Genomic DNA, 21,648 nt, shown 5'->3' on the forward strand with positions numbered 1-21,648 from the left:
GTCAAACGACAAACTGGTGCCCCAAGTATTAACGCGGCAGGACGTCGTTTAGACCATTGCTTACCATTCAACATCACCCAAAAATATATATCCGGCACCATAGATAGTCTTGATCAGGCGAGGGTTTTTGGGGTCTTCGCCCAGTTTGGTCCGCAACCTGGAAATTCTGACATCCATCGCACGATCGAAACTGTCGCCGGCAGCGCCACCCAGGGCATCTTGCATCTGAGTGCGGCTGATCAATCGCTTGGGACTTTCCAGAAACAGCCTCAGAACTTCTCCCTCTGCATGACTGAACGGGGTCTCGGCGCCGGATCCGTCTTCTAGGATGTAGCGATCAAAATAAGCCGTCCAACCGTTGAAACGCGCCACGTCAGACTGTGTGGTCTGCGCCTTGGGGGACCGCAACCGCGCCCGAATGCGCGCCACAACTTCGGCAGGGTCGAATGGCTTGGTAATATAGTCATCCGCCCCCAGCTCCAAACCGGTGACACGATCCTGAACCTGAGCACGACCGGATATGATAATGACCGAAGCCCCCTGCTCCAGCGCCAACCGATGGACCAGTGCCAACCCGTCCGTATCCGGCAATGACAAGTCAACCAGACATACGTCCGGCGTGACCCGTTTGAGCGACGCTTCGAATTCCCGCGCGCGCGCAAAACTCTGGGTGCGAAAGCCTGCTTCTTCAAGCGCGTCGGTCAGAATGCGCCGGATCTCGGGCTCATCATCGACGATGGTCACCAGCGGTTGGGTCATCAGGCAGCCTCGTCACGGATCAGGGCGGACAGTTGCGCCCGGGTAAAGGGTTTCCGCAGCACCGGCGCACGTTTCAGCGCCTCGCGATACAACGGATCGGAATAAGGCAAGGATGTCATAAGGATACGGGGCAAGGCGGGCTCCAGTTTTGCCAAAAGATCCAAACCCGTCTCCTGCCCTTCAAGGCGAATATCGGACAGCACCAAAGCAATGTCTTTGACATCTTTTGCCAGGGCGATGGCTTCGTCACAAGACGTCGCCTCAATCACTGCAAACCCGATGTCGACCAACATATCGCGGAATTGACTGCGCAGATCGTTGCTGTCTTCGACCAACAAAACCAACCCCTCCTGTACCGGCGGGGCCGCACGGTACGGCAATCGCAAAATAACCGACGCACCTGACGGAGTGTTGCGCAGACTCAGGTCGCCCCCGGCCAACTTGACGGTGTCGTAGACCATCGGCAAACCAAGGCCTGACCCTTTGTCGCCTTTGGTTGTAAAAAATGGGTTCAGCGCCTTATCCAACGCATCTTTCGAAAACCCGGGGCCCGTGTCCGACACTGCTATTTCCGTCCATATCTCACCGATTGTGTGGGCGCTGATTGTAATCTGACCGGTTTCACCACAAGCGTCGCGCGCATTCAAAACCAGGTTCAGCAAGGCGTCCTGAACCATTCCTGGATCCAGCATAAGAGCTTTGTCAGGCAATGTATTCACCAACGACAGGCCGACCCCGCGCGGCAAAGATGGAGAGGCCAGAATGCGCAGATCTTCCAGCAGCCCGCGCATGTCTGTCGCTTTTGGCTGAGGTGTCCGGTTACCAGTCATATCCGCAATGCGATTCAGCAATTGTCCGCCCCTGCGTGCTGTCTGCTTGGTCGCGTCGATCAGTTCCAAAGCCTCTTCCGACAAATCCATTTTTTCCAGTTGAGATTGCATGCCCAGAATAATGGTCAATAGGTTCGAGAAATCATGCGCCAACCCGCTTGTCATCTGTGCAGCCATCGCGCGGCGACGGGTTTGTTGCAGCGCGACACGCGCCTGCGTTTCCTCGGTGATGTCGACGGACATGATGTAAACACCACCTTCGCCATCAGGTGTAAAGGATACGCGAATGCGCCTGGAATCCTGATCTTCGGTAAATTCAAAAACAGAAGTTTCCCCGGCATAGGCCTTTTTCAGATGCGTCTGGACGCGTGTAAAAGCGGCAGCCCCCAAGGCCTGAGAAATATGCATACCCAAAATCTCGGACGGGCGACCTGGCATGACCGAGTTTAGCCGTCGGTTGGAGTAATCGTAACGGCCGTCAGCATCCAGATGTGCAATATGAGCCGGCATCATCTCGGTCGTCATACGGGTGCGCGCTTCGATCTCGGTCAATTGACGCTTGGCTTCTTCCAGCGCCGAATTTGTTGCCGCCAGTTTTCTGTTCGTTGCTGACAGTTCTTCAGCCCGGTCGAGCAACTGACCAGAAAGCTCCTCCGAGCGGGCACGCAACAGGGCCTCAGCCTGTTTGGTATTGGTGATGTCTGTGTAGACCGCCACCCATCCGCCTTTGGGCAGAGGGGCCCCTTCGACCGATATGACCTGGCCATTGGCCCGAACACGTTCAATATAGTGAGATTCGAAGGTCAGAGCTTGATTGACACGCAGATCGACAGCCGCTTCGACATCATCGACATCGCCGTATTCGCCACTGGATGCGAGGTGTCGAATTGTGTCACTGAACAACGCACCAGGCTGGACAAGATGGTCCGGCAAATCAAACATCGTTTGAAACGGGCGATTGCTGACCACCAGCCGAAGCTGACTGTCATAGATCGACAGGGCCTGGCCGATCAGGTTCAGACCAGCTGTCGTCATAGATTTTATCTGTTGCTCGGATATTTCCAAACCCATCCTCCCCGCGACACATGCGTAACACCGGATCTGCAACAGGTGTAGAGGGCAAGAGCGCGACAGATTGGAACAACGGGCCGCACATATTTTGCGTTCAATACCTGGATTTGGTCTTGGGACCATCCACCGTAATGGAATCCAGGGACAGAGTATGATCCATATTTTGCATCCGATGGCGCAACATTTGTCTGGATAGGCGCATCAAGACCGACATACATTCGGGATCATTTGCTTTGTTCCGCAATTCTCCACCATCTTGCTGATCAAACAGCATGGGCGGAAGGTCTGCGGCGAATTCGACCAGAGTGAAACGCTCATCCCTCAGGATGCCCAGACATGAATCGCTATTGCCCGTACCCAAAACCTGCTGCCAGATCGTAGGTTGCTCTGGTTCGGCAAAATCCAATTCACTGAAGGAATAGCTGCGCCAATCGTCAGGGATTTGCCCTTGCATCAGCGGCAGCAACGATCGACCGTCCATGGAATTTGGGATCGGCTGGCCGATCCAATCCAATATCGTCGGCGTTATGTCGATGGATTCCGTCGGTACCGAGATCACCGACCCGGCATGCGATTGATTGTTGGGGGCCCTAATCATCAATGGCGTTTTATAGGCGGCGTCAAAGACCGCCATCTTGCCCCAGCTGTGTCGGTCGCCCAGCATCTCTCCGTGGTCCGCAGTGATGACAACCATCGTGTTGTCGTATTGGCCGCTATCCTTCAGGAACTGGACGATACGCCCGATGTGATGGTCAACCTCGGTCGCAAGGCCCAAGTAAACGGCGCGTAGAGATTGGGTGTTTTCAAGCGTCGGCTCAACCCCGTCAAAGCCCAGAACAAAATCACCGGCAGACGTATTGTCAATTGTCGGGCCAATAAACGGGTGCATCGCCCGCTCATCCAACGGATTGGAGAACCCTTCGGGCCGAGGCAGGGTCGCTGGGTCATACATATCGTTGTAGGGTGCCGGGGCGACCAATGGCGGGTGTGGGCGAATATAGGTCAGATGGGCAAACCAGTCTTTGCCAACATAAGGTGCCATACTGTTCAAGAACACGTCCGTCAGGAACGCAGTATCGCTGTCTTCCGCCCGATACATCGCAGGGTCATTCAATCGGGGATCACCCCCATCCGGCGCGACCGGCTTGTGAACGTCCCAGTAGTCTTCGAACGCATAACCCTTTTGCATCAGATGTCCGCGCCAAGGATAGGATTCCTCCAACCGCATTTCGAGGACCTCATGAAACCCAGCCATTGGGTGTTCATAGGATTTCAGGATCGGATCGTTGTGATCATGCACCCTAGGGTCGGCGGATGTATCCGTGTATCCAAACAGCATGGGCAGATAGCCGGCTTTGCGCATTTCGGTCGCGATGTTCGGGGTATCATGCCGCAACGGGGTTCCATTGCGAACCGACCGGTGGTTCATCGCATATTGCCCGGTCAGAATTGACACACGCGAAGGGCCACAGGGGTTGGTCACCGAAAAATGCCGGTCAAACGTCACCGCCTCGTCCATGAATGCACGCAGGTTTGGCAGATCGACATGGGCCGCTAAAGCGCCGTTCAGACAGTCGGCGCGCAACTGATCTATGATGATGAACAAAACATTCTTAGCGTGCCGCATTTCGCTCTCCCTGATTCCACGTCAGTGGCGCCAGAGCGAACTCTGTCTTGGTTCGCAGAACCCCGCAACACCTGAGTCACAACCCATCGGATTTTCGCCCCGCGCGCCCTTGCAACAGAAGCAACAGATTAATTTGAAATGATCTTGCACCGGTCGGCCTAGTTGAGCGCAAAACCAACCACAACCATGACTTTGGTGTCTGGAGATGTCACTTAGACGCTATTGAGCGGTAAGAAATACAACGTAGTTCGCAAAAATCCGTTGCAGGTCAATGCCCTTTGCCATCACATACGCTCATGACGCAGCCAGTGATACAGTCGGACCGTGACGCCAACGGCGTTTACCTGCGGGTTTCGGGTGATCTGGTGACTCAATCCCTGGACATGGTCGAAAAGGCGTTTGAAGGGTTTCGAGCAGACAGTAACGAACTAACTGTCGATCTTTCGAAGGTCGGAGCACTGGATACCGGTGGCGCATGGCTGATTGCCGATGTTGCGCGGCGCGCAAAGGCAAGTGGCGCAAACGTTCATTATGAAGGGTTAAAGCCCGCCCATTCCGCGCTTTTGGAAACCGTGGCGGAAAACATTCCCGACGACCCCGGTGTGGCAACTGAAAAGCGCAGTTTTACCGACTGGGTCGCAAGTGTCGGGGAACGCACCGCCCAGGCCGGAAAAGGCATGCTATCCCTGCTGGGCTTCCTGGGTCTGACGCTGCATCGTCTTGTCCGTACAATTCTAATGCCGCGCCGTCTGCGCAAAGCGGCCTTGGTCTCGCAAATGGAAGAGACCGGCCTCAAGGCCATCCCGATCGTTGCCCTTATGGGGTTCCTGATCGGCGTCGTACTGGCCTTTCAGGGCGCGACCCAGCTAAAGCAGTTCGGCGCCGAGATTTTCGTGGTCGAACTGATTTCGATCTCAGTTTTGCGTGAGCTCGGCATTTTGCTGACAGCGATCATCGTTGCTGGGCGTTCAGGCTCGGCTTTTACCGCCTCGATTGGCTCGATGAAGGTTCAGGAAGAGATCGACGCAATGCGCACATTGGGTTTGGACCCAATCGAGGTGTTGGTGATCCCACGTGTTGTTGCCCTGTTGATCATGCTGCCGATCCTTGGCTTCATCGCCGACCTTGCCGCCCTGATCGGCGGCGGATTGATGAGTTGGATCGACCTTGGGGTCAGCCCTGGCATGTTCGTCACGCGCCTGAAAGAAAACACCGGTATTTGGCAATTCGCAATTGGCATGATCAAGGCCCCCTTCTTTGCTTTGGTCATCGGCGTAATTGCTTGTTGGCAGGCCATGCAGGTCAAGGGGTCTGCCCAATCCGTCGGGCAACGAACCACGGCTTCGGTTGTGCAATCCATCTTTCTGGTGATCGCTTTGGATGCTTTGTTCTCGATCTTCTTTTCGGTGATGGAGGTCTGAGATGGACGGTACGACGCTGGAACAGACATCAAAATCCGACGCTCAGCGCGAGGCGGTGATCCGCGTTCGCAATCTCACAAACCAGTTCGGTCCGCAAGTTGTACATCAGAACCTGAATCTGGATGTGTGGCGTGGTGAAGTTCTGGGGATCGTCGGTGGATCGGGAACCGGCAAATCGGTTCTGCTGCGCACGATTGTCGGCCTGAACAGACCCGCGGCGGGCAGCATTGAGGTGCTGGGTGTCGACGTATTGAATGGCCCGGAACAGGAACGCCGCCGGATTGAGCGTCGCTGGGGCGTTGCCTTTCAGGATGGGGCATTGTTTTCCTCGCTGACGGTCTTGCAGAACGTGATGGCTCCGCTGCGCGAACATACAGGGCTGAGCGAAAGCCTGATGTGCGCGCTTGGTAACCTGAAGATCAGCCTTGTCGGTTTGCCGCAACTGAGTTGCGGGAAATTGCCTTCCGAATTGTCCGGCGGGATGCGCAAACGCGCCGCCCTTGCCCGCGCCTTGGCTTTGGACCCCGAGATCGTATTTCTGGACGAGCCAACCGCCGGCCTCGACCCAATCGGCGCGGCTGCGTATGACGAGTTGATCGGTGAATTGCAGCATGCTTTAGGCTTGACCGTCTTTATGGTCACACATGACCTCGATAGTCTTTATGCCATTTGCGATAGGGTCGCAGTGCTCGCAGAAAAACGGGTTCTGGTTGAAGGTCCGATTGAAGAAATGACCAAAGTCGACCATCCTTGGGTTCAAGAGTATTTCACCGGCCCCCGGGCCCGCGCGGCGCAAGAGAAGGGGCAGGACAGGTAAAGGCTATGGAAACCCGGGCAAACTATATCCTGATCGGCGCGTTCACAATCGCGGGCATCCTTGGTGCCTTCGGGTTTTTCCTATGGCTCGCGAAATTCGAGGTGTCGCGCCAATACGCATATTACGACGTTCTGTTCGAAAACGTATCAGGCCTCTCCTCTGCGGGCGGCGTAAGCTTCAACGGCTTGCCCGTTGGTCAGGTGATTTCGTTGAACCTGGACGAGGACGATCCGTCAAAGGTGCGCGTTAAGCTTGAAGTAGATGCCGACATACCCGTCACCGAAGATACCATCGCGCAGCTACAATCTCTGGGTGTTACTGGCGTCAGTTATGTTGAGCTGACGGGTGGCAAAAGCAGCGACAAACCCTTGCCGGAAAACAGCGTAATCAAAAGCAAGCGCAGCGCAATTCAATCCTTGTTCGAAGGCGCCCCGAAAGTTCTGGATGAGGCGGTTACCCTGCTTGAAAGTCTGAACTCGGTCGTTGACGACAAGAACCGCCAATCCGTCAGCGAAATTTTGGACAACCTGGCTTCTGCGTCCGGCAGGCTGGACAAAACGCTGACAGATTTCGAAAGCTTGTCCACCGACCTTGGCGGCGCTGCCAAGCAACTGGGCAACTTTACAACGCGGCTTGATAAATTGGCCGATACAGCCGAAACCACCCTGACGACAGGGACAGACACACTCAAAAGCGTAAAAACTGCATCCGAGTCCGCAACGGAAACACTGAACAGCGCCAAGACAACAATTGAATCGGCCGATCGCATAATACAGGACGACGTGAAACCATTTATCGATCGGGCCTCAACATTGGCAGAACGCCTGACCGGCCTGTCCGACGAAGGCAGCGTTGCCTTGGCGACCGCGACCGAGACCTTTGTGAATGCAAACAAAACACTGGGGTCGATCACGGCAGCGATGGATACAGCAAACACCACATTGGCTTCTGCGGAACGCGCTTTTGACTCGGCCAATGAGGTCATCAACAAAGACGTCGGCGCAGTCATGGACGATATCCGCAATGCGGCCAATCAGGTCGCCTCAACAGTGTCTAATGTCACAAGCAAGTTGGACGAAATTTCGGCCGATATCCTCAATGCATCGCGATCGGCGTCCGAATTGCTGGGCACCATCGACGGCATCGTTCAGGACAACCGACGGCAATTGTCCGACTTCCTCCGCGTCGGCCTGCCGCAATTCACACGTTTCGTAGAAGAGTCGCAACGATTGGTAATCAGCCTGGATCGGCTGGTGGACAAGGTCGAACGTGACCCGGCACGCTTCTTACTGGGAACCCAAGCTTCGGAGTTTCGCCAATGATCAGGCTGTTTCTTTTGGTTCTGGCGTTGGGGTCGCTGGGCGCGTGCACCGGGTTGGGCACGCTGAGGCAGGCATCCAAGCCAAACGACCTGTATCTTTTGACGCCGAAAAGCACCTTTTCGTCTTCGTTGCCGCGCGTCCAAAAACAAATCGTTGTACAGGAACCGACAGCAACGGCGGCGGTCAATACCGATCAGATCGCTATTCAGCCGACCCCATTGCAGGTGCAATACCTACCGCGCGCCAGATGGGTCGACCGTGCACCGCTTATCGTACAGGCGCTGTTGGTCGAAAGCTATGAAAACAGTGGCAAGGTGGCCGCTGTTGGTCGCTCAACCGTGGGCCTGCGCGCCGATTATGTCATCGTTCCGGACCTACGCGAATTTCAGGGGTTCGTCGTCAGCGATGTTGAGGGGACAAAAACCATCCGCGTCGAAGTGCGCATGAACATTAAGATCATTGATGAATTCGAAGACAAGATCATCGCGTCTAGTTCATTTCGGGAAGTTGTTGCCTCTGCCAGCGATGCGACGCCTGACCTTGTGAAAGCCTTTGACGATGCTTTGGGCAGGACCATGCGCGACGCCGTAGAGTGGAGCGTGCGCCGGATCAACACACATGCGGCCAACAACCAAAGATCGTATTGACGGAACACGGGCGCTGCCCAACGCAGCGCCCCATTGCCCGCTGTTACCGTGACAACGTTTGCGCAAGCCGCATGAGCGTGGCAGCTTCGGCCCTGTACCCAAAGGGATCTTCACCGCGGGCTGCGTTTGCCAATCCGATCGCATCGTCGTAGGACCAGTTCCCCAGATATTCTGCACCGCGCAATAACTGCCCGAACCCGGCGATGGCATAGGAAAAGCGGACATCGTCTGAAACCTCGTCCTGCGTCGCCGCAATGGGCTGTTCGATCAACCGGCTCTGGTCGGACCCCGGCGTTTTATAACGCAGTTTGAAAAACCCGATCTCATCCGAACCGTCACGTACCACTTGGGCATTATAACGCAACGGATCGTTCAGGATCGCGTCTGAACCAACAGGCGTGACCTCGTAAATCGCCGTAACCGAGTGGCCTGCGCCGATATCGCCGGCGTCCACTTTGTCATTGGTGAAATCTTCCCGACGCAACGCGCGCGTCTCGTATCCGATAAGGCGATATTCGGCGATTTGTGACGGGTTGAACTCAACCTGGATTTTGACGTCGTTTGCGATTGGGAACAATGCGCCCGTCAACTGGTCGACCAGGACTTTTTGCGCCTCGCTCAGCGTGTCGATATACGCGGCCTGTCCGTTTCCGTTCTGGGCAAGTGCCTGCATCGTGGCATCGTCCAGATTACCCCGGCCAAAACCCAAAACACTCAGGAACGTACCGCTGTCACGTTTATTTGCTATGAAGTCTTTCAGCGCATCAGGATCAGACAAGCCAACATTAAAGTCGCCATCCGTTGCCAGGATGACGCGCGTGACCTCACCGTCAGCGCTCATGCTTTCGGCTACCTGATATGCCTGTTGCAACCCGGCCTGACCTGCGGTCGAACCGCCTGCCTCCAACTGGTCGAGCGCGCCGAGGATTTTGTCACGTTCCACGGCCGCGGTGGGTTCCAGAACCTGCCCCGCGCTTCCGGCATAGGTCACGATCGAGACCTCGTCCTCATCTCGCAACTCTGACAGCATCAAACGGAACGATTGTTTTAACAGTGGTAGTTTGTTGGCATCATGCATCGATCCCGAGGTATCGATCAGAAAGACCAGATTAAGCGGCGGTCGGTCCTCAATCTGCGGCAATGCCCCTTGGATACCGACATGCACAAGCTGAGTACCCTCATTCCAAGGCGTCGGTGTTACTGTGATCGTCGGCCGGAACGGCGCGTCCCCTTCTGGTGCGGGATACGAGTAAGGAAAATAATTTACCATCTCTTCGACACGGACGGCATCCTTGGGTGGAAGCTGACCGCGCATAAGAGAGGACCGGACGATCGAATAGGAGGCCGTATCGACGTCAATTGAAAAGGTGGAAACAGGCTCTTCACTGGTGACTTTCAGAGGATTGGCTTCAGCGTTTGAAAACGCCTCGGTATCCGGGAAGGGCAGAATTCCCACCTCTGGTTCAACCATCATATGAGTGGCATCGCCCGAAGTGATGCCAAGTCGCGCAGTGTTTTCAGCAACCAAGCCCGAAACGCCTTGCTGAGGGGCGGCCGCTTTGGATCGCACGGGCGCGGCATACTCTTCAACTACGACCGGGGCCTCAACGACGAGATCTTCCAATGCGGCAGAATCTGCTTCGGGTGCGGGCGCAGGGCTTTCACTGCGCGATAGGGGCTGCACAACGATGTCGCGGGACTGCGGCACGAACATGATCAGCGCAACAGCGGCAATTGCGGTTGTGGCGGTCAGGGCGCCGCGATGGGACAAGGCATTCAACATGGATTTCGCTCCTTCTGTCATGCGGGCCATTGGGCCTCGCTTAACAGTCGGACGCACAGCAGCATGCGATCCTTGGTTGTGTGCAAATTTTTTCTGAGCCAATTTCAAGTTTTTCGCCCGCCGTTCGGCATCTGGTGCCGGCGTCGCGACATCCATCAAGGCTTTGAAATCATCAAGATCATCGGTCATTGTGCCAATTCCTCTTGTCGCAGGGCGCGCAGACGTTTGCGAATGTCGGACATGCGCCAGGACACGGTGCCTTCGGACACGCCCAGAACTGCAGCAGCTTCGGCGTGTGTCATTTCATCCTCTAATGTCAGGGCCAGAGTATCTTGCAATTCGGGTGGCAGAGACCGCATGGCGCGCTGCAACCAATCCAATGCTTGGGCCGTCTCGGTCGCCTCTGCCCGTCGCATGTGTTCCACATCACCCCACCCTGCGGCAGCGCGACTGTGACTTGCCTGGCGACGCCGGGCGTCCTCGGCCGCGTTGACGACAACGCGATAAAGCCAGGTTGTGAACTTGGCCTGCGCCCGAAAGCCCGCAATTTTGGTGGGCAGCGCCGCACAGATATCCTGTGTGAGATCCTCAGCCTGATCAGCCCGTCCGGTCAGACGAAAAGCCAGACGAAAGACCCGGTCGTAATGGCGCTGCAACAGGGTCGCAAACGCGTCAACGTCCCCGTCCGCAGCGGCCCTGGCCAAGTCTTCATCCGATGTTTTCATACGCATCACACTGAGTATGACGGATCAAAATCGTCAATCCTTGGCGAAATAGCCAAAAAAAATTAAAAGCAGTCCGCCGACGCGAGTTTCCAATCGGCCGCGTAGTCGGACGGTATTGCGTCTGTCAACAAAACGCCTTCGTCGATAAGGGTATAGAGTTCGGCATAAGACCGTTCCCGCTCGTCTGCCGTGCGGCGGCGGATATCTATCGGGTGAAGGTCTGACACTTTGTCTTTGCCCATAGCGCCCAAAAGTTCGCGGAAGCTTTCCAATGTCGCATCGTGAAAGCGGTGCACGCGCTGGCGTTTTTGTGGAACATTGACCGCCCTGCCCCGTATCGGGTCCTGAGTGGCAACGCCGGACGGGCAGCGGTTCGTATTGCAATGCAGCGCCTGAATGCATCCTACGGCAAACATCATCGCGCGCGCCGCGTTGCACATATCTGCCCCCAGCGCGAATTTTTCGACCATATCGTAGCCGGTGGCTACCTTACCCGAACAGATGATCCGGATTTTGTCGCGCAAACCGACGCCACGTAGGCAGTTGTTTACGAAAATCAGCGCCTCGTTCAGCGGCATGCCCAACCGGTTGGTGAATTCGACCGGGGCAGCACCGGTACCGCCTTCGGCACCGTCAATGGTGATGAAATCCGGCAGGATTCCTGTTTCCAGCATCGCCTTGCAAATCGCCATAAACTCGGACGGTCTACCAATACACAGCTTGAACCCGATTGGTTTGCCGCCAGACATTTCCCGCAGATGCTGCACAAAATGCATCAGACCGGTTGGACCTTCAAAAGCAGAGTGAGTGGGCGGAGATATCACGTCCTGATGTTCCGGCACGCCGCGAATTTCGGCAATTTCCTGATCCACTTTTGCGGCAGGCAGCACCCCGCCATGCGAAGGTTTGGCCCCCTGCGACAGCTTGATTTCAATCGCTTTGACAACGTCCTTTTTTGCCTTTTCGGCAAACAGGTCCTTGTCAAAACCACCCTCGGGCGTGCGGCAGCCGAAATAGCCTGTTCCGATCTGCCAAATGATGTCGCCACCCTCGGCCAGATGGTGCGGGGACAGGCCGCCCTCACCCGTGTTATGCGCAAATCCGCCGTCCTTGGCGCCGCCGTTCAGTGCCCGGATCGCATTGGCGCTGAGCGCCCCAAAGCTCATGGCGGAGACGTTCAGCCGCGACGCACTGTATGGCTGCGTGCATTGCGGGCCACCCAGCATGATCCGTTCTTCGCTTTCATCCACATGCTTGGGCGCAAGCGAGTGGTTAGCACGATGATATCCGACTGACAGGACGTCGTATTGCGTACCAAACGCCTGCGTATCCACCTGTCCTTTGGCCCGCGAGTAGACAAGTGATCGTACGATCCTATTGAAAGGGCGGCCGCTTTCGTTGGTTTCCACAAAATACTGCCGGATTTCCGGGCTGACGAACTCCAGCATATACCGGAAATGCCCCAGGACCGGATAGTTGTTCAGCACGTTGTGTTTGGTCGTCAGCATGTCGTAAAGGCCGATCACGGCATATGGAATGAGCACCACCAGCAACCAATGGGCGGGCGGCCAAAAAAAACCCCACAACAGGGTCAGCGGCAGACACACATATGCAATGAAGTAATAGAGTCTGCGTACAATCATTCGTGCTCTCCCAGGGTCGCGTGCTTGCCAGCCTGCTGCAGCAGGCGCGGTGTTCGCCAAACGTGGGGCAAATCGCTGTTAGATTGCAAGCGATTGTGCCCGCCTTCACGCAAACGGGCGAAGATGTGAAATGTAGTCCGGACATTGGTCACGGTTGATCCGGGCAACGCCAGCTATTATGCCCGAGGAAACGGGATAGGGGCAGGACGGCAGGCTGTGACACAAAAACGAACGCATGTTCGGACCACGGCATTGATGTTCGGAGCCGTGTTCATTGGTGGCGCAGTTGGGTCGCTGCTGCGCGAGTTGTTCTCGGTGAGCATACCGCATGCCGGATTTCTGACGCAGACCTTTGGCATCAATATTGTGGCCTGCTTCATACTGGGATGGCTGTATTCGGTGCGAAACCGCGTCCATGCCCATGTGCTGCATCTTGGCGCTGTCGGCTTTTGTGGTGGCCTGTCGACCTTTTCCTCTTTTGTTTCCGAATTGGAGCGGTTGGCATTGTCTAACATCTGGGTTGCGGCTTCGGCCGCCGCGTTGGAAATCGCGGCGGGACTGGCAGCCGCCATTTTGGGTGAGGCTATCGGAAGGCGCTTTCATCCGCCGAGGGCGACTGAATGAGCGAATTGTTCCTGCACGCGATGTTCGGGTTAGGCGGTGGTTTAGGGGCTGTTTTGCGCCACTGGATCGCTCTGCGAATTGTTCATGACCTGCCGTTTTCGACCCTGATTGTAAACGTTCTGGGTAGTCTGCTGCTGGGGTTGTGGATCGGCTATCTTGGCGGATCAATAGAGATGGGCGAAGAACAAAAACGCCTGGTCTTTGGTTTTTGCGGCGGCTTCACGACGTTTTCCAGCTTTGCCTATCAGTCGCTGGAACTTAGACGCGAACGGACCGTGGCGCTGGCGGCGGGCAATATATTGCTCAGCCTGGGTCTTTGCTGGGCGGCGCTGGCATTTGGCTTTTTCCTGATGCGTTAATGTGCAGGCACTGACGCCTGCGTTCCAGGTTTAGGTGCTTTGCAAAAGAACAGCAGCGGAATGGTCGCCAAGGCCAAAAGCCCTAGATTGTTGAAGACGGTCAGATATGAAATCAGTTCAGCCTGCTGAACAATTTCCTGTCCCAGAATAGCTGCCCCCTGCGCACTGTCTGGCGTCAGGTTCAGTGGCGCAAGATAGGCTTGGGCGGCGGGGTTATAGGGCGTCACGTTTTGGCTGAGAACTGCCGTGTTTGTTTGAAGACCCCGAACAACCCAAGTTCCGACCAAGGAAATTCCGACTGATGATCCAAGCTGACGGGTCACATTGAACAGGCCTGATGCCTCGTCCTGCCGCGACTTGGAGATGCTTTCAAACGCCAATATCGACATTGGTACAAACACGAGGCCCATCCCCAGACCGCTTACCGCCCCTGGCCAGGCAAGCTCCCAAAATCCAGCATCCATGTTGAGCGCCCCCATCATGAAATTGCTGACAGCCGTCAAAAGCATACCCAGCCCGGCCAGAACACGCGGATCGAAACGCGTAACCAGAACAGCGCCGGTCAGGACCATCGACAGCCCGGCGGCGACCCCTCGCGGGATAAAAAGATGGCCCGATGTGATGACTGGATAGTCCAGCAAGTTCTGAACGAAAGTCGGCAGGATCGCGATACCTCCGAACAGGGAAATGGCAAATCCGGCGATAACCATATTGCACAGCGCGAAATTGCGATCCGCGAAAAACCGCAAATCGACAACCGGCTTTTCCGTGGTCAGCACATGGATGATAAACCCAACCGCGCCCAAAACCGAAGCGATGAGGGCAACCTGAATGACCCGTGATGACAACCAGTCCTTGGTCTCTCCCTGATCCAGAACAAATTGCAGGCAGCCTATGCCAATGGCCAGAAGAGCAAGGCCTTTCCAATCGATGCGAACCTCTTCGGTTTCGTCATCCGGCAACTCTCCGGCCAACAAAAGCAACGCCATCGCGGCTACCGGCAGGTTCACGAAAAACACCATTCGCCAAGAGAAATACTCGGTCAGGATCGCCCCAACTGTGGGCCCCAACACCGGTGCTACGACGACTCCCAAACCGAAGACCGCCATCGCCTGCCCACGTTTTTCACGGGGATAGGCGTCGAAGAGAATGGATTGGGACAACGGGATCAGAAACGCCCCGAACATGCCTTGGGCCAGGCGAAAGGCTACAATGGTTTCAAGGCTCCAGGACAGGCCACACATGACCGACATCGTCGCGAACCCGGTCACAGCGGTCAGGATCAGACGTCGACGGCCGACACGGCGGGCGACAAAGCCCGTCAGTGGCATGACCACAACGGCCGACACAATATAACTGGTCAGTATCCACGTGGCCTGATCGGTTGTTGCCCCGAATGCCGCCTGAATATGGGGCAGCGCGACATTGACGATTGTACTGTCGAGCACCTCAAGAATAGCGCTGAGGACAACAGCAACCACAATCACCGGATTGATGTGGCCTGCTGCCGGGGATGTCATTTTTGGGCCTGCGGTGTGGTATCCACGGTCACCTTGCTACTGCCACCCACCCGCAATGGGGCATCCGTAGGATCAAGTTCAACCCGTACCGGAAAGCGCCGCGTGACCTTGACCCAATTCCCGCTGGCGTTCTCGGATGGCAACAGCGAGAACGTATCCCCCGACCCCCGTCCGATTGACGCAACTTTGCCCGTCAGGGTGACGCCCGGCATCATGTCGATCTTTACCGTGACCTGCTGACCCGGACGAATGCGCGGCAGTGATGTCTCTTTGAAATTGGCGTCCACCCACCAATCAGACGACTCAACGATCGAAAACTGCGGCGCGTTAGCTGAAACCGACGATCCAGGCCTGAGGGTCAGGTTGGCGATCCACCCATCTGCCGACGCAAAGATCTTGGTCCAATTTTGATTGGCCTGCGCAATTTCCACTTGGGCGCGCGATGACAGTATATCGTCCTGTTTGGCCGCCAAACCACTTTGCAAGGCCAACAGGGCGGATTGGCTTGTGGTAAGTTGCGCCGCGGCGCGCGCAAATTCCGAACTGGTCTGATCCAGGGACGCCTGCGCCAGATCACCGTCTGAAAACAGCGCCTTAGCACGTTCCAGATTACTCTGAGCCGTATTGTAGGCCGACTGCGTGCTGTCGACCACCGCTTGTGCGGCCGCGATCTGTGTACTGTAAGACTGCGCCTGCTGCACCGCGCTGTCGAGGTTGGCCTTGGCTTGATCAACCGAAGCTTTGAATTGCGTATCGTCGATCGTGAACAGCAAGTCCCCGGTTTTGACCGGCTGGTTCTCAATCACAAGCACTTCGGCAACCTGACCGGTGACCTGTGGCGCCACGTAGATGATGTTCGCCCCCACATAGGCGTCATCGGTCGAAGGGTATCGTTCCTGATGGCGCCAGTACAACAGCAGCCCGATGGCAATTGCGCCCAAGATGACCACCGCGCCAACGACCTTAAGAGATTTCATGAACCAGCCCCCTTCAATTGGCTTGGCCGAACGTCACATTGGAAACGTGTGCATCCGAACCGCCAGATTACCCATGATCCAAACAGTTCCAAGAATGATGATCAGCAGCACCATCGTGGAAAACAGGATAAGGTCCAGATCTTCGCGGCTGCTGCGACGTCGATCGATGTGCAGGAAATAAACCAGCTGTACGATCAGCTGAGCCAATCCGAGCAGGCTGATTGCAAGGTAAACGCCCTTTGTCTCAATGCCGAAACGGTAAGCGATTCCGAAAACTGCAAAGGTCAACAAAAGCGACCCACCATAGCCGATCACATAACGGCGGCGCTCGCGGCGATGCATTTCGCTGCGCTTATCCATAGGTCAGCCCTCCGAAATAAACGATAGTGATGATGCCAATCCAGATCAGGTCCAGAAAGTGCCAGAACAGCGCCAGCCGTACCACGCGAGACATCAGCAAATCGGTAAGGCCAAAAATTCGTAGCTGAATACCCAGCACGATCAACCAAATGCACCCGGCCGTGACGTGCAGACCGTGCAAAGGCACCAACCCATAGTATGCTGACAAAAACCCACTGCGCTGTGGGATACCCCCCTTTTCGGCCATCGACATGAAGTCGCGCATTTCCAGAACCAAGAAACTGAGACCAAGAACCAGTGTCACGAAGAACCAGAATACGATCCGCCACCGCGGAAGGTTGTATTTGAGCGCAAGCATCGCCAGACCCACAGTAAGACTGCTGGTCAAAAGGATCAGTGTCTGGGCAAAGATGCTTTTCAGGTCGAACAATTCGTGCGGCCCGGGTCCGCCTGCCTGTGCGTCGATCATTGTGATGTAGATCGCGAACATCAGCCCGAAATAGACTAGGTCGCTCATCAAAAAGACCCAGAACCCGAAGGTAACGACTTCGCTTGCCTTGTCGGCACTTGCGTGCCGCCGTCCAAGGTTCAGGCCGGGATAGCTGTGGGTGGGCGCGCGTTTCATGTCACGGCCTCCAGATCAGGGCGGGCCAATCCGCGATTTTCCGGGGCAGTTTCGTGATCACGGTCAACGGGCGTAGAATTGTGAACCAGATCCAACCAGGCTTCGTGCTGCTTACGCACGTCGTCTGCCGGAATGACCCGCTCTGTTTCGGCCTTGAACGTCCATGCGATAAAGGTCGCGAGCATAAAGATTGTCATCAGCGCCGCCAGCCACCAGATCCACCAGACCAGCGCAAACATCCAAACCCCGCTGAGTACGCAGAGACTGAACCCAATTCCAGTGTTCAGCGGAACCGAGATATCCTCATAGGCATCAGGCAACGGATACGCGCTGCCGCGCTCTTTCGCGGCAGCGAAATCGTCGCGATCGGTCACATGGGGGATGATGGCAAAATTGTAGGAAGGCGGTGGGGCCGGGATCGACCATTCCAACGTATGCGCATCCCACGGATCACCGACCGGAACGCGTGCCTTTTCCCGATCACGGATACTAACCCACAGTTGCACGATCACCGACAGCAAAGCCGCCAATATGATCAGCGCACCGACGACGGCGACGATCATGTACGGGTGGAAGCTCGGGTCCTCCCAACTGAATGACCTGCGTGGCATTCCCATCAGGCCGACGAAATAAAGCGGCAGGAATGTCAGCATGAACCCGACGGTCCACAACGCAACCGAGACGCGGCCCCAGAATTCGTTCAGGCGGAACCCGAAAGCTTTGGGGAACCAATAGTTGTATCCGGCAAGCAGTCCGAACAGCACACCCGGCAACAGGACATTGTGGAAGTGGGCGACAAGAAATAGCGTGTTGTGGACCTGATAGTCCACTGTTGGGTTTGCGAGGATCACACCGGAAAGCCCGCCGATGACAAACAACATCAAGAAAGATAACCCGTAGAGCATCGGCACCGAAAACCGGATGCGCCCGCGGAACAGGGTAGCCATCCAGTCATAGACCTTCACGCCGGTCGGGATAGCGATCAGCATTGTCGCGATGCCAAACACGGCATTGATCAGCGCGCTTTGACCCATGGTGAAGAAGTGGTGCAGCCAGACAGTGAATGACAACACCGCAATCGACATGGTGGCGATAACCAGCGAGTTGTAGCCATACAGGCGCTTGGCCGAGAATGTTGCGAAGACCTCAGAGTAGATACCGTAGGCCGGCAGAACCAGCAAATAGACTTCGGGATGACCAAACAGCCAGAACATATTGGCATAGTTCATCATGTTGCCGCCAAGGTCGTTGGTGAAAAAATGAAAGTCCAGATACCGGTCCGCTGCCAGCATCAGTGCGGCAACGCCCAGAGGCGGCATGGCAAAGACAATCAGGATCGAGCTACAGATGATTGTCCAGCAATACATCGGTAGCCGCATGAATTTCATGCCAGGTGCGCGCAACTTATAGATCGTGACAGCAAAATTGATGCCCGTCAGTGTGGTTCCGACACCAGAGACCACGATCGCCCAGATCCAGTAGTCAGGGCCAACACCGGGATTGAACGCTGCACCGGTATATGGCGGATACGCTGTCCAGCCGCCGGTCGAAAACTCGCCCACCACCAACGATACCATCAGCATCATTCCGGCTGAGACGGTCAGACCAAGGCTGATCTGGTTCATCACGGGAAAGGCCACATCGCGCGCACCGATCATCAGCGGGATCAGGAAATTCGCCAGACCAAACACAAACGGAACGGCGACAAAGAAGATCATGATCGTGCCATGGGTACTAAAAAGCTCGGCGAAATGCTCGGCCTCAAGAAATCCATCGCCCGGACCGGCCGCCTGCTGCGCCCGCATTACCACGCCTTCCAAAACGCCGCGCGCAAGCATGACGATTGCAAAGACGATGTACATGATGCCGATCTTCTTGTGATCCGCACTGGTTAACCAATCGCGCCACAATGGTCCCCAAAGGCGAAACCACGTTAATGATCCAACGACGACGATGACACCGACGATCACTATCGCAGCGGCAGTGTTGGCGACAATCTCGTTCGTGTTGGGATTCTGAATAAGCCCTGTAATCGGAAACGCGTCCCAATTCAGGCGGCCGAAGAAGCCAGAACCATTGGTGGTCATTGCTGCGCCTCCTGCCCGAATTCTACCGTCCCTGGCTGCTGGTCGGCGGTCAGAGCATTGTTGCCGTGATACCGATGCACAATTGAATGAAACAGGTTGCTGTCCTCCAGCGTGAAATACAACGCGTTATCTGGCATTTGCTCGGTTCCCAACGCGGCTTGCACCTCGTCCCGGTCCGTCCGCATGGCCAAAATGCGATAGGTCTCGTCATTCAGCGCAATGCCGTTACTGCGCACCTTGTCGACCCATTCGTTGAATTCCTCGACGGACATGGCAACGGTTTGGAACTTCTGTTTGGTGAACCCGCGCCCGTTATACTGGGTGTTTTCGCCCTGCATTGTTGCAGCCACATCCGACACAACATGCAATTCCGTAGTCATACCGGGCATTGCATAAATCTGGCCTGCCAAAGCAGGGATCATGAAGGACTGCATCACAGTATCGGTCGTCAGTGTCATTGCGACCTGCTGTTTGACGGGGATGCCAAGCTCTCCGACGCTGGCGATGCCAAGATCGGGGTAGATGAACAGCCATTTCCAATCCAAACCGACGACCTGAACGTTCAGCGCGGGCATTTCGCCAAAGCGATCCGAATATGGGTCCAATCGGTGGGTCGCCTTCCACAGATAGAAAGATAGCAGCACGACAATCAGAACCGGCACGCCCCACATAACGAACTCCAACGGACCGGAGAAATCCCACTTGGGCCGGTACATGGCTCCGCCTTCTTTGTGCCGCCGATACCGAAAGGCAATCAGCGGCACCAGAACAAGAACCGGAACAACCGCCAACAGGATCAGGACAGTTGCGCGGAAAAGATGCACTTTTTGGACAGCGGCAATCGGACCTTGTGGGTCCATGAAACTGTCACTTGCACCGGCAGCTTGCGCCGTAGCAGAGAGAGCCGCAGCGACAATCACAACCTGCATCGCCTTTGGTGACATTCGGAATAGGGCCACGCCTGATTGTCCTCCTAAAGCAATCTCTCGCGCCAACTATCGGCAGACAAATGAAATTTCTCAAGGCTTTTTCCCAAATAGGTCGGTGCTCGGCCGCCGACCCTGATCAACGGTGGGAATAGGCGCAGACAAAACCACGGGAAAACCGCTGTTGACTTGCGGCTTTGACCAAGCCAGACCTTAAGCGATGCGATGGATCACGTTCGTCCTGGGTCTTTGGTGCCTGTCCACAAGTGCAACCGCGCAAGATCGTGCTGCGGTTGAAAGACAATTCCAGTCTTGGCTGCAAGACACCATCTGGCCAAAGGCCAGAGCCAAGGGTGTTTCCAGGCGCACGATGCAACAGGCCTTTGACGGTGTGACGCTGAACTGGAAATTGCCGGATCTGGTGCCTCCGGGGCAACCGATCAAAACCCCGAAACGGCAAAAACAGGCTGAATTTGGCTCCCCGGGTCGATACTTCAACGCGGGCTCCGTTCAGGGCGCGACATCCGTCGGGCGGCAGATGGCCCGGCGACACGCCGCAACCTTGGCGCGCGTCGAGGCCGAAACAGGCGTGCCCGCCCGCATCATTCTGGCCATCTGGGGTCGTGAGAGCGGCTATGGGCAAGTTCCCATTCGACACAACACCTTCCAGGTGCTGGGCACCAAAGGGTTCATGAGTACCCGCGCTGACTATTTTACCAAAGAGCTGATCGCGGCGCTGCAAATCGCCGAAGCGGGCGATGCACCGCCGGGCACAATGAAAAGCAGCTGGGCGGGCGCTTTGGGCCAACCGCAATTCATGCCCTCCAATTTCCTGACCTATGCGGCCGACGGGAACGCGGACGGGAAAGCTGACATTTGGACCTCAGCCGAAGATACAATTGCCTCTATCGGGAACTATCTGGCGCAGCATAGCTGGAGGGCCGGGCGCGATTGGGGGTTCGAAGTCGTTGTTCCTGACACCATATCCTGCGCGCTGGAAGGTCCTGACCAAGGCAGACCCATTCGGGACTGGGCCGCAATGGGAATTGCGCGCGTGTCAGGCAAGCCGTTTCCAAAACATGAACTGGCCGGAGATGGGTATTTGATGATGCCCGCCGGGCGGAACGGCCCAGCCTTTGTCGTCACGCCGAACTTCTATGTCCTCAAGGAATACAACAAAAGCGATCTGTATGCCTTGTTCGTTGGACACGTCGGAGACCGCATTCAATATGGCGTTGGCAATTTTTCTGGTCGCTGGGGCAAGATCGACGCCATGTACCGATCCGATATCGCTGCCATGCAGCGCACACTGGAACAACAAGGGCACGACGTCGGAGGGGCGGATGGCCTACCCGGGTTCAAAACCCGTCGTTCGATCGGACGCTGGCAAGAATTGATCGGCCAAGCTCCTACCTGCTTTCCTGATGCGGGAATGAAGGCCAGCCTGAAACAGTAGCGATTCGCCCTGATCCAGATACCCCTCAGCTGTTTGACCCGACGGAAACAACCAAACGAAAATCGGCAC

19 protein-coding genes are annotated in these 21,648 nt (G+C 56.0%); 7 read left to right on the forward strand and 12 right to left on the reverse strand.

The genetic code is table 11. The annotated features are described in order from the left end of the window. Positions 1-60: 60 nt before the first annotated feature. From AC2FID_RS08945 to AC2FID_RS08955, 3 genes are all read right to left on the reverse strand, one after another. Positions 61-759 carry a response regulator transcription factor gene (locus AC2FID_RS08945; RefSeq protein WP_058274613.1) on the reverse strand — a complete coding sequence of 233 codons (699 nt, stop codon included), beginning with the start codon at positions 757-759 and terminating at the stop codon, positions 61-63. Beyond that, entirely contained in the window at positions 759-2,624 is a 1,866-nt protein-coding gene (locus AC2FID_RS08950) for a PAS-domain containing protein (protein ID WP_496836429.1), read from the reverse strand. The genes AC2FID_RS08945 and AC2FID_RS08950 overlap by 1 nt, the downstream gene beginning before the upstream one ends. Before the next feature lie 130 nt (positions 2,625-2,754). Then, positions 2,755-4,287 carry a sulfatase-like hydrolase/transferase gene (locus tag AC2FID_RS08955; RefSeq protein WP_496836430.1) on the reverse strand — a complete coding sequence of 511 codons (1,533 nt, stop codon included), beginning with the start codon at positions 4,285-4,287 and terminating at the stop codon, positions 2,755-2,757. 296 nt (positions 4,288-4,583) lie between these two features. On the opposite strand from AC2FID_RS08955, the gene AC2FID_RS08960 reads away from it, so the two are divergent. The 4 genes from AC2FID_RS08960 to AC2FID_RS08975 are packed head-to-tail and all read left to right on the forward strand — an operon-like array spanning position 4,584 to position 8,494. Next, positions 4,584-5,708, forward strand: a complete 1,125-nt coding sequence (locus tag AC2FID_RS08960) for an MlaE family lipid ABC transporter permease subunit (protein WP_496836432.1) — start codon at positions 4,584-4,586, stop codon at positions 5,706-5,708. Between the two features lies 1 nt (position 5,709). After that, a complete protein-coding gene (locus AC2FID_RS08965) occupies positions 5,710-6,525 on the forward strand; it encodes an ABC transporter ATP-binding protein (protein WP_496756085.1) in 816 nt (271 codons plus the stop codon). Between the two features lie 5 nt (positions 6,526-6,530). Continuing rightward, positions 6,531-7,847, forward strand: coding sequence for an MlaD family protein (locus AC2FID_RS08970; protein ID WP_282152105.1), 1,317 nt, complete (start codon positions 6,531-6,533; stop codon positions 7,845-7,847). Beyond that, complete coding sequence (locus AC2FID_RS08975; RefSeq protein WP_109310978.1) at positions 7,844-8,494, forward strand: ABC-type transport auxiliary lipoprotein family protein; 651 nt, start codon at positions 7,844-7,846, stop codon at positions 8,492-8,494. The genes AC2FID_RS08970 and AC2FID_RS08975 overlap by 4 nt, the downstream gene beginning before the upstream one ends. Positions 8,495-8,537: 43 nt before the next feature. Here the strand turns inward: AC2FID_RS08975 and AC2FID_RS08980 are convergent, their stop codons facing one another. The 3 genes from AC2FID_RS08980 to AC2FID_RS08990 form a co-directional block, all read right to left on the reverse strand. After that, positions 8,538-10,466 carry a vWA domain-containing protein gene (locus AC2FID_RS08980; protein ID WP_496836434.1) on the reverse strand — a complete coding sequence of 643 codons (1,929 nt, stop codon included), beginning with the start codon at positions 10,464-10,466 and terminating at the stop codon, positions 8,538-8,540. Beyond that, a complete protein-coding gene (locus tag AC2FID_RS08985) occupies positions 10,463-11,002 on the reverse strand; it encodes an RNA polymerase sigma factor (protein WP_496836435.1) in 540 nt (179 codons plus the stop codon). Before AC2FID_RS08985 ends, AC2FID_RS08980 begins: the two co-directional genes overlap by 4 nt. Before the next feature lie 62 nt (positions 11,003-11,064). Further along, positions 11,065-12,645, reverse strand: a complete 1,581-nt coding sequence (locus AC2FID_RS08990) for an FMN-binding glutamate synthase family protein (protein WP_496836437.1) — start codon at positions 12,643-12,645, stop codon at positions 11,065-11,067. A gap of 216 nt (positions 12,646-12,861) precedes the next feature. On the opposite strand from AC2FID_RS08990, the gene AC2FID_RS08995 reads away from it, so the two are divergent. After that, positions 12,862-13,269, forward strand: a complete 408-nt coding sequence (locus AC2FID_RS08995; RefSeq protein ID WP_261307899.1) for a fluoride efflux transporter FluC — start codon at positions 12,862-12,864, stop codon at positions 13,267-13,269. After that, the gene (locus AC2FID_RS09000; RefSeq protein ID WP_282169458.1) at positions 13,266-13,628 is read left to right on the forward strand and encodes a fluoride efflux transporter FluC; all 363 of its coding nucleotides are present in this window, start codon (positions 13,266-13,268) and stop codon (positions 13,626-13,628) included. Before AC2FID_RS08995 ends, AC2FID_RS09000 begins: the two co-directional genes overlap by 4 nt. Here the strand turns inward: AC2FID_RS09000 and AC2FID_RS09005 are convergent. The 6 genes from AC2FID_RS09005 to AC2FID_RS09030 are packed head-to-tail and all read right to left on the reverse strand — an operon-like array spanning position 13,625 to position 20,156. Continuing rightward, positions 13,625-15,148: a DHA2 family efflux MFS transporter permease subunit gene (locus AC2FID_RS09005; protein WP_496836439.1), complete on the reverse strand. Its 1,524-nt coding sequence runs from the start codon at positions 15,146-15,148 to the stop codon at positions 13,625-13,627. The genes AC2FID_RS09000 and AC2FID_RS09005 overlap by 4 nt on opposite strands. Beyond that, positions 15,145-16,125, reverse strand: a complete 981-nt coding sequence (locus AC2FID_RS09010) for an HlyD family secretion protein (protein ID WP_282169456.1) — start codon at positions 16,123-16,125, stop codon at positions 15,145-15,147. Before AC2FID_RS09010 ends, AC2FID_RS09005 begins: the two co-directional genes overlap by 4 nt. Before the next feature lie 33 nt (positions 16,126-16,158). After that, on the reverse strand, positions 16,159-16,485 hold the full coding sequence (locus AC2FID_RS09015; RefSeq protein ID WP_058277205.1) for a cytochrome o ubiquinol oxidase subunit IV: 327 nt from the start codon (positions 16,483-16,485) through the stop codon (positions 16,159-16,161). Further along, a complete protein-coding gene (locus AC2FID_RS09020) occupies positions 16,478-17,110 on the reverse strand; it encodes a cytochrome c oxidase subunit 3 (protein WP_282119480.1) in 633 nt (210 codons plus the stop codon). Before AC2FID_RS09020 ends, AC2FID_RS09015 begins: the two co-directional genes overlap by 8 nt. Beyond that, positions 17,107-19,197, reverse strand: coding sequence for a cbb3-type cytochrome c oxidase subunit I (locus AC2FID_RS09025; RefSeq protein WP_496836442.1), 2,091 nt, complete (start codon positions 19,195-19,197; stop codon positions 17,107-17,109). The genes AC2FID_RS09020 and AC2FID_RS09025 overlap by 4 nt, the downstream gene beginning before the upstream one ends. Beyond that, positions 19,194-20,156, reverse strand: a complete 963-nt coding sequence (locus AC2FID_RS09030) for a cytochrome ubiquinol oxidase subunit II (RefSeq protein ID WP_496836444.1) — start codon at positions 20,154-20,156, stop codon at positions 19,194-19,196. The genes AC2FID_RS09025 and AC2FID_RS09030 overlap by 4 nt, the downstream gene beginning before the upstream one ends. A gap of 187 nt (positions 20,157-20,343) precedes the next feature. Between AC2FID_RS09030 and AC2FID_RS09035 the strand changes: the two genes are divergently transcribed. Continuing rightward, positions 20,344-21,579 (forward strand): lytic murein transglycosylase, encoded by a 1,236-nt coding sequence (locus tag AC2FID_RS09035; RefSeq protein ID WP_496836445.1) that lies wholly within the window; start codon positions 20,344-20,346, stop codon positions 21,577-21,579. The last annotated feature ends 69 nt before the right edge of the window (positions 21,580-21,648 follow it).

The sequence above is a fragment of the Ruegeria sp. CDSC068 genome (assembly GCF_059610545.1).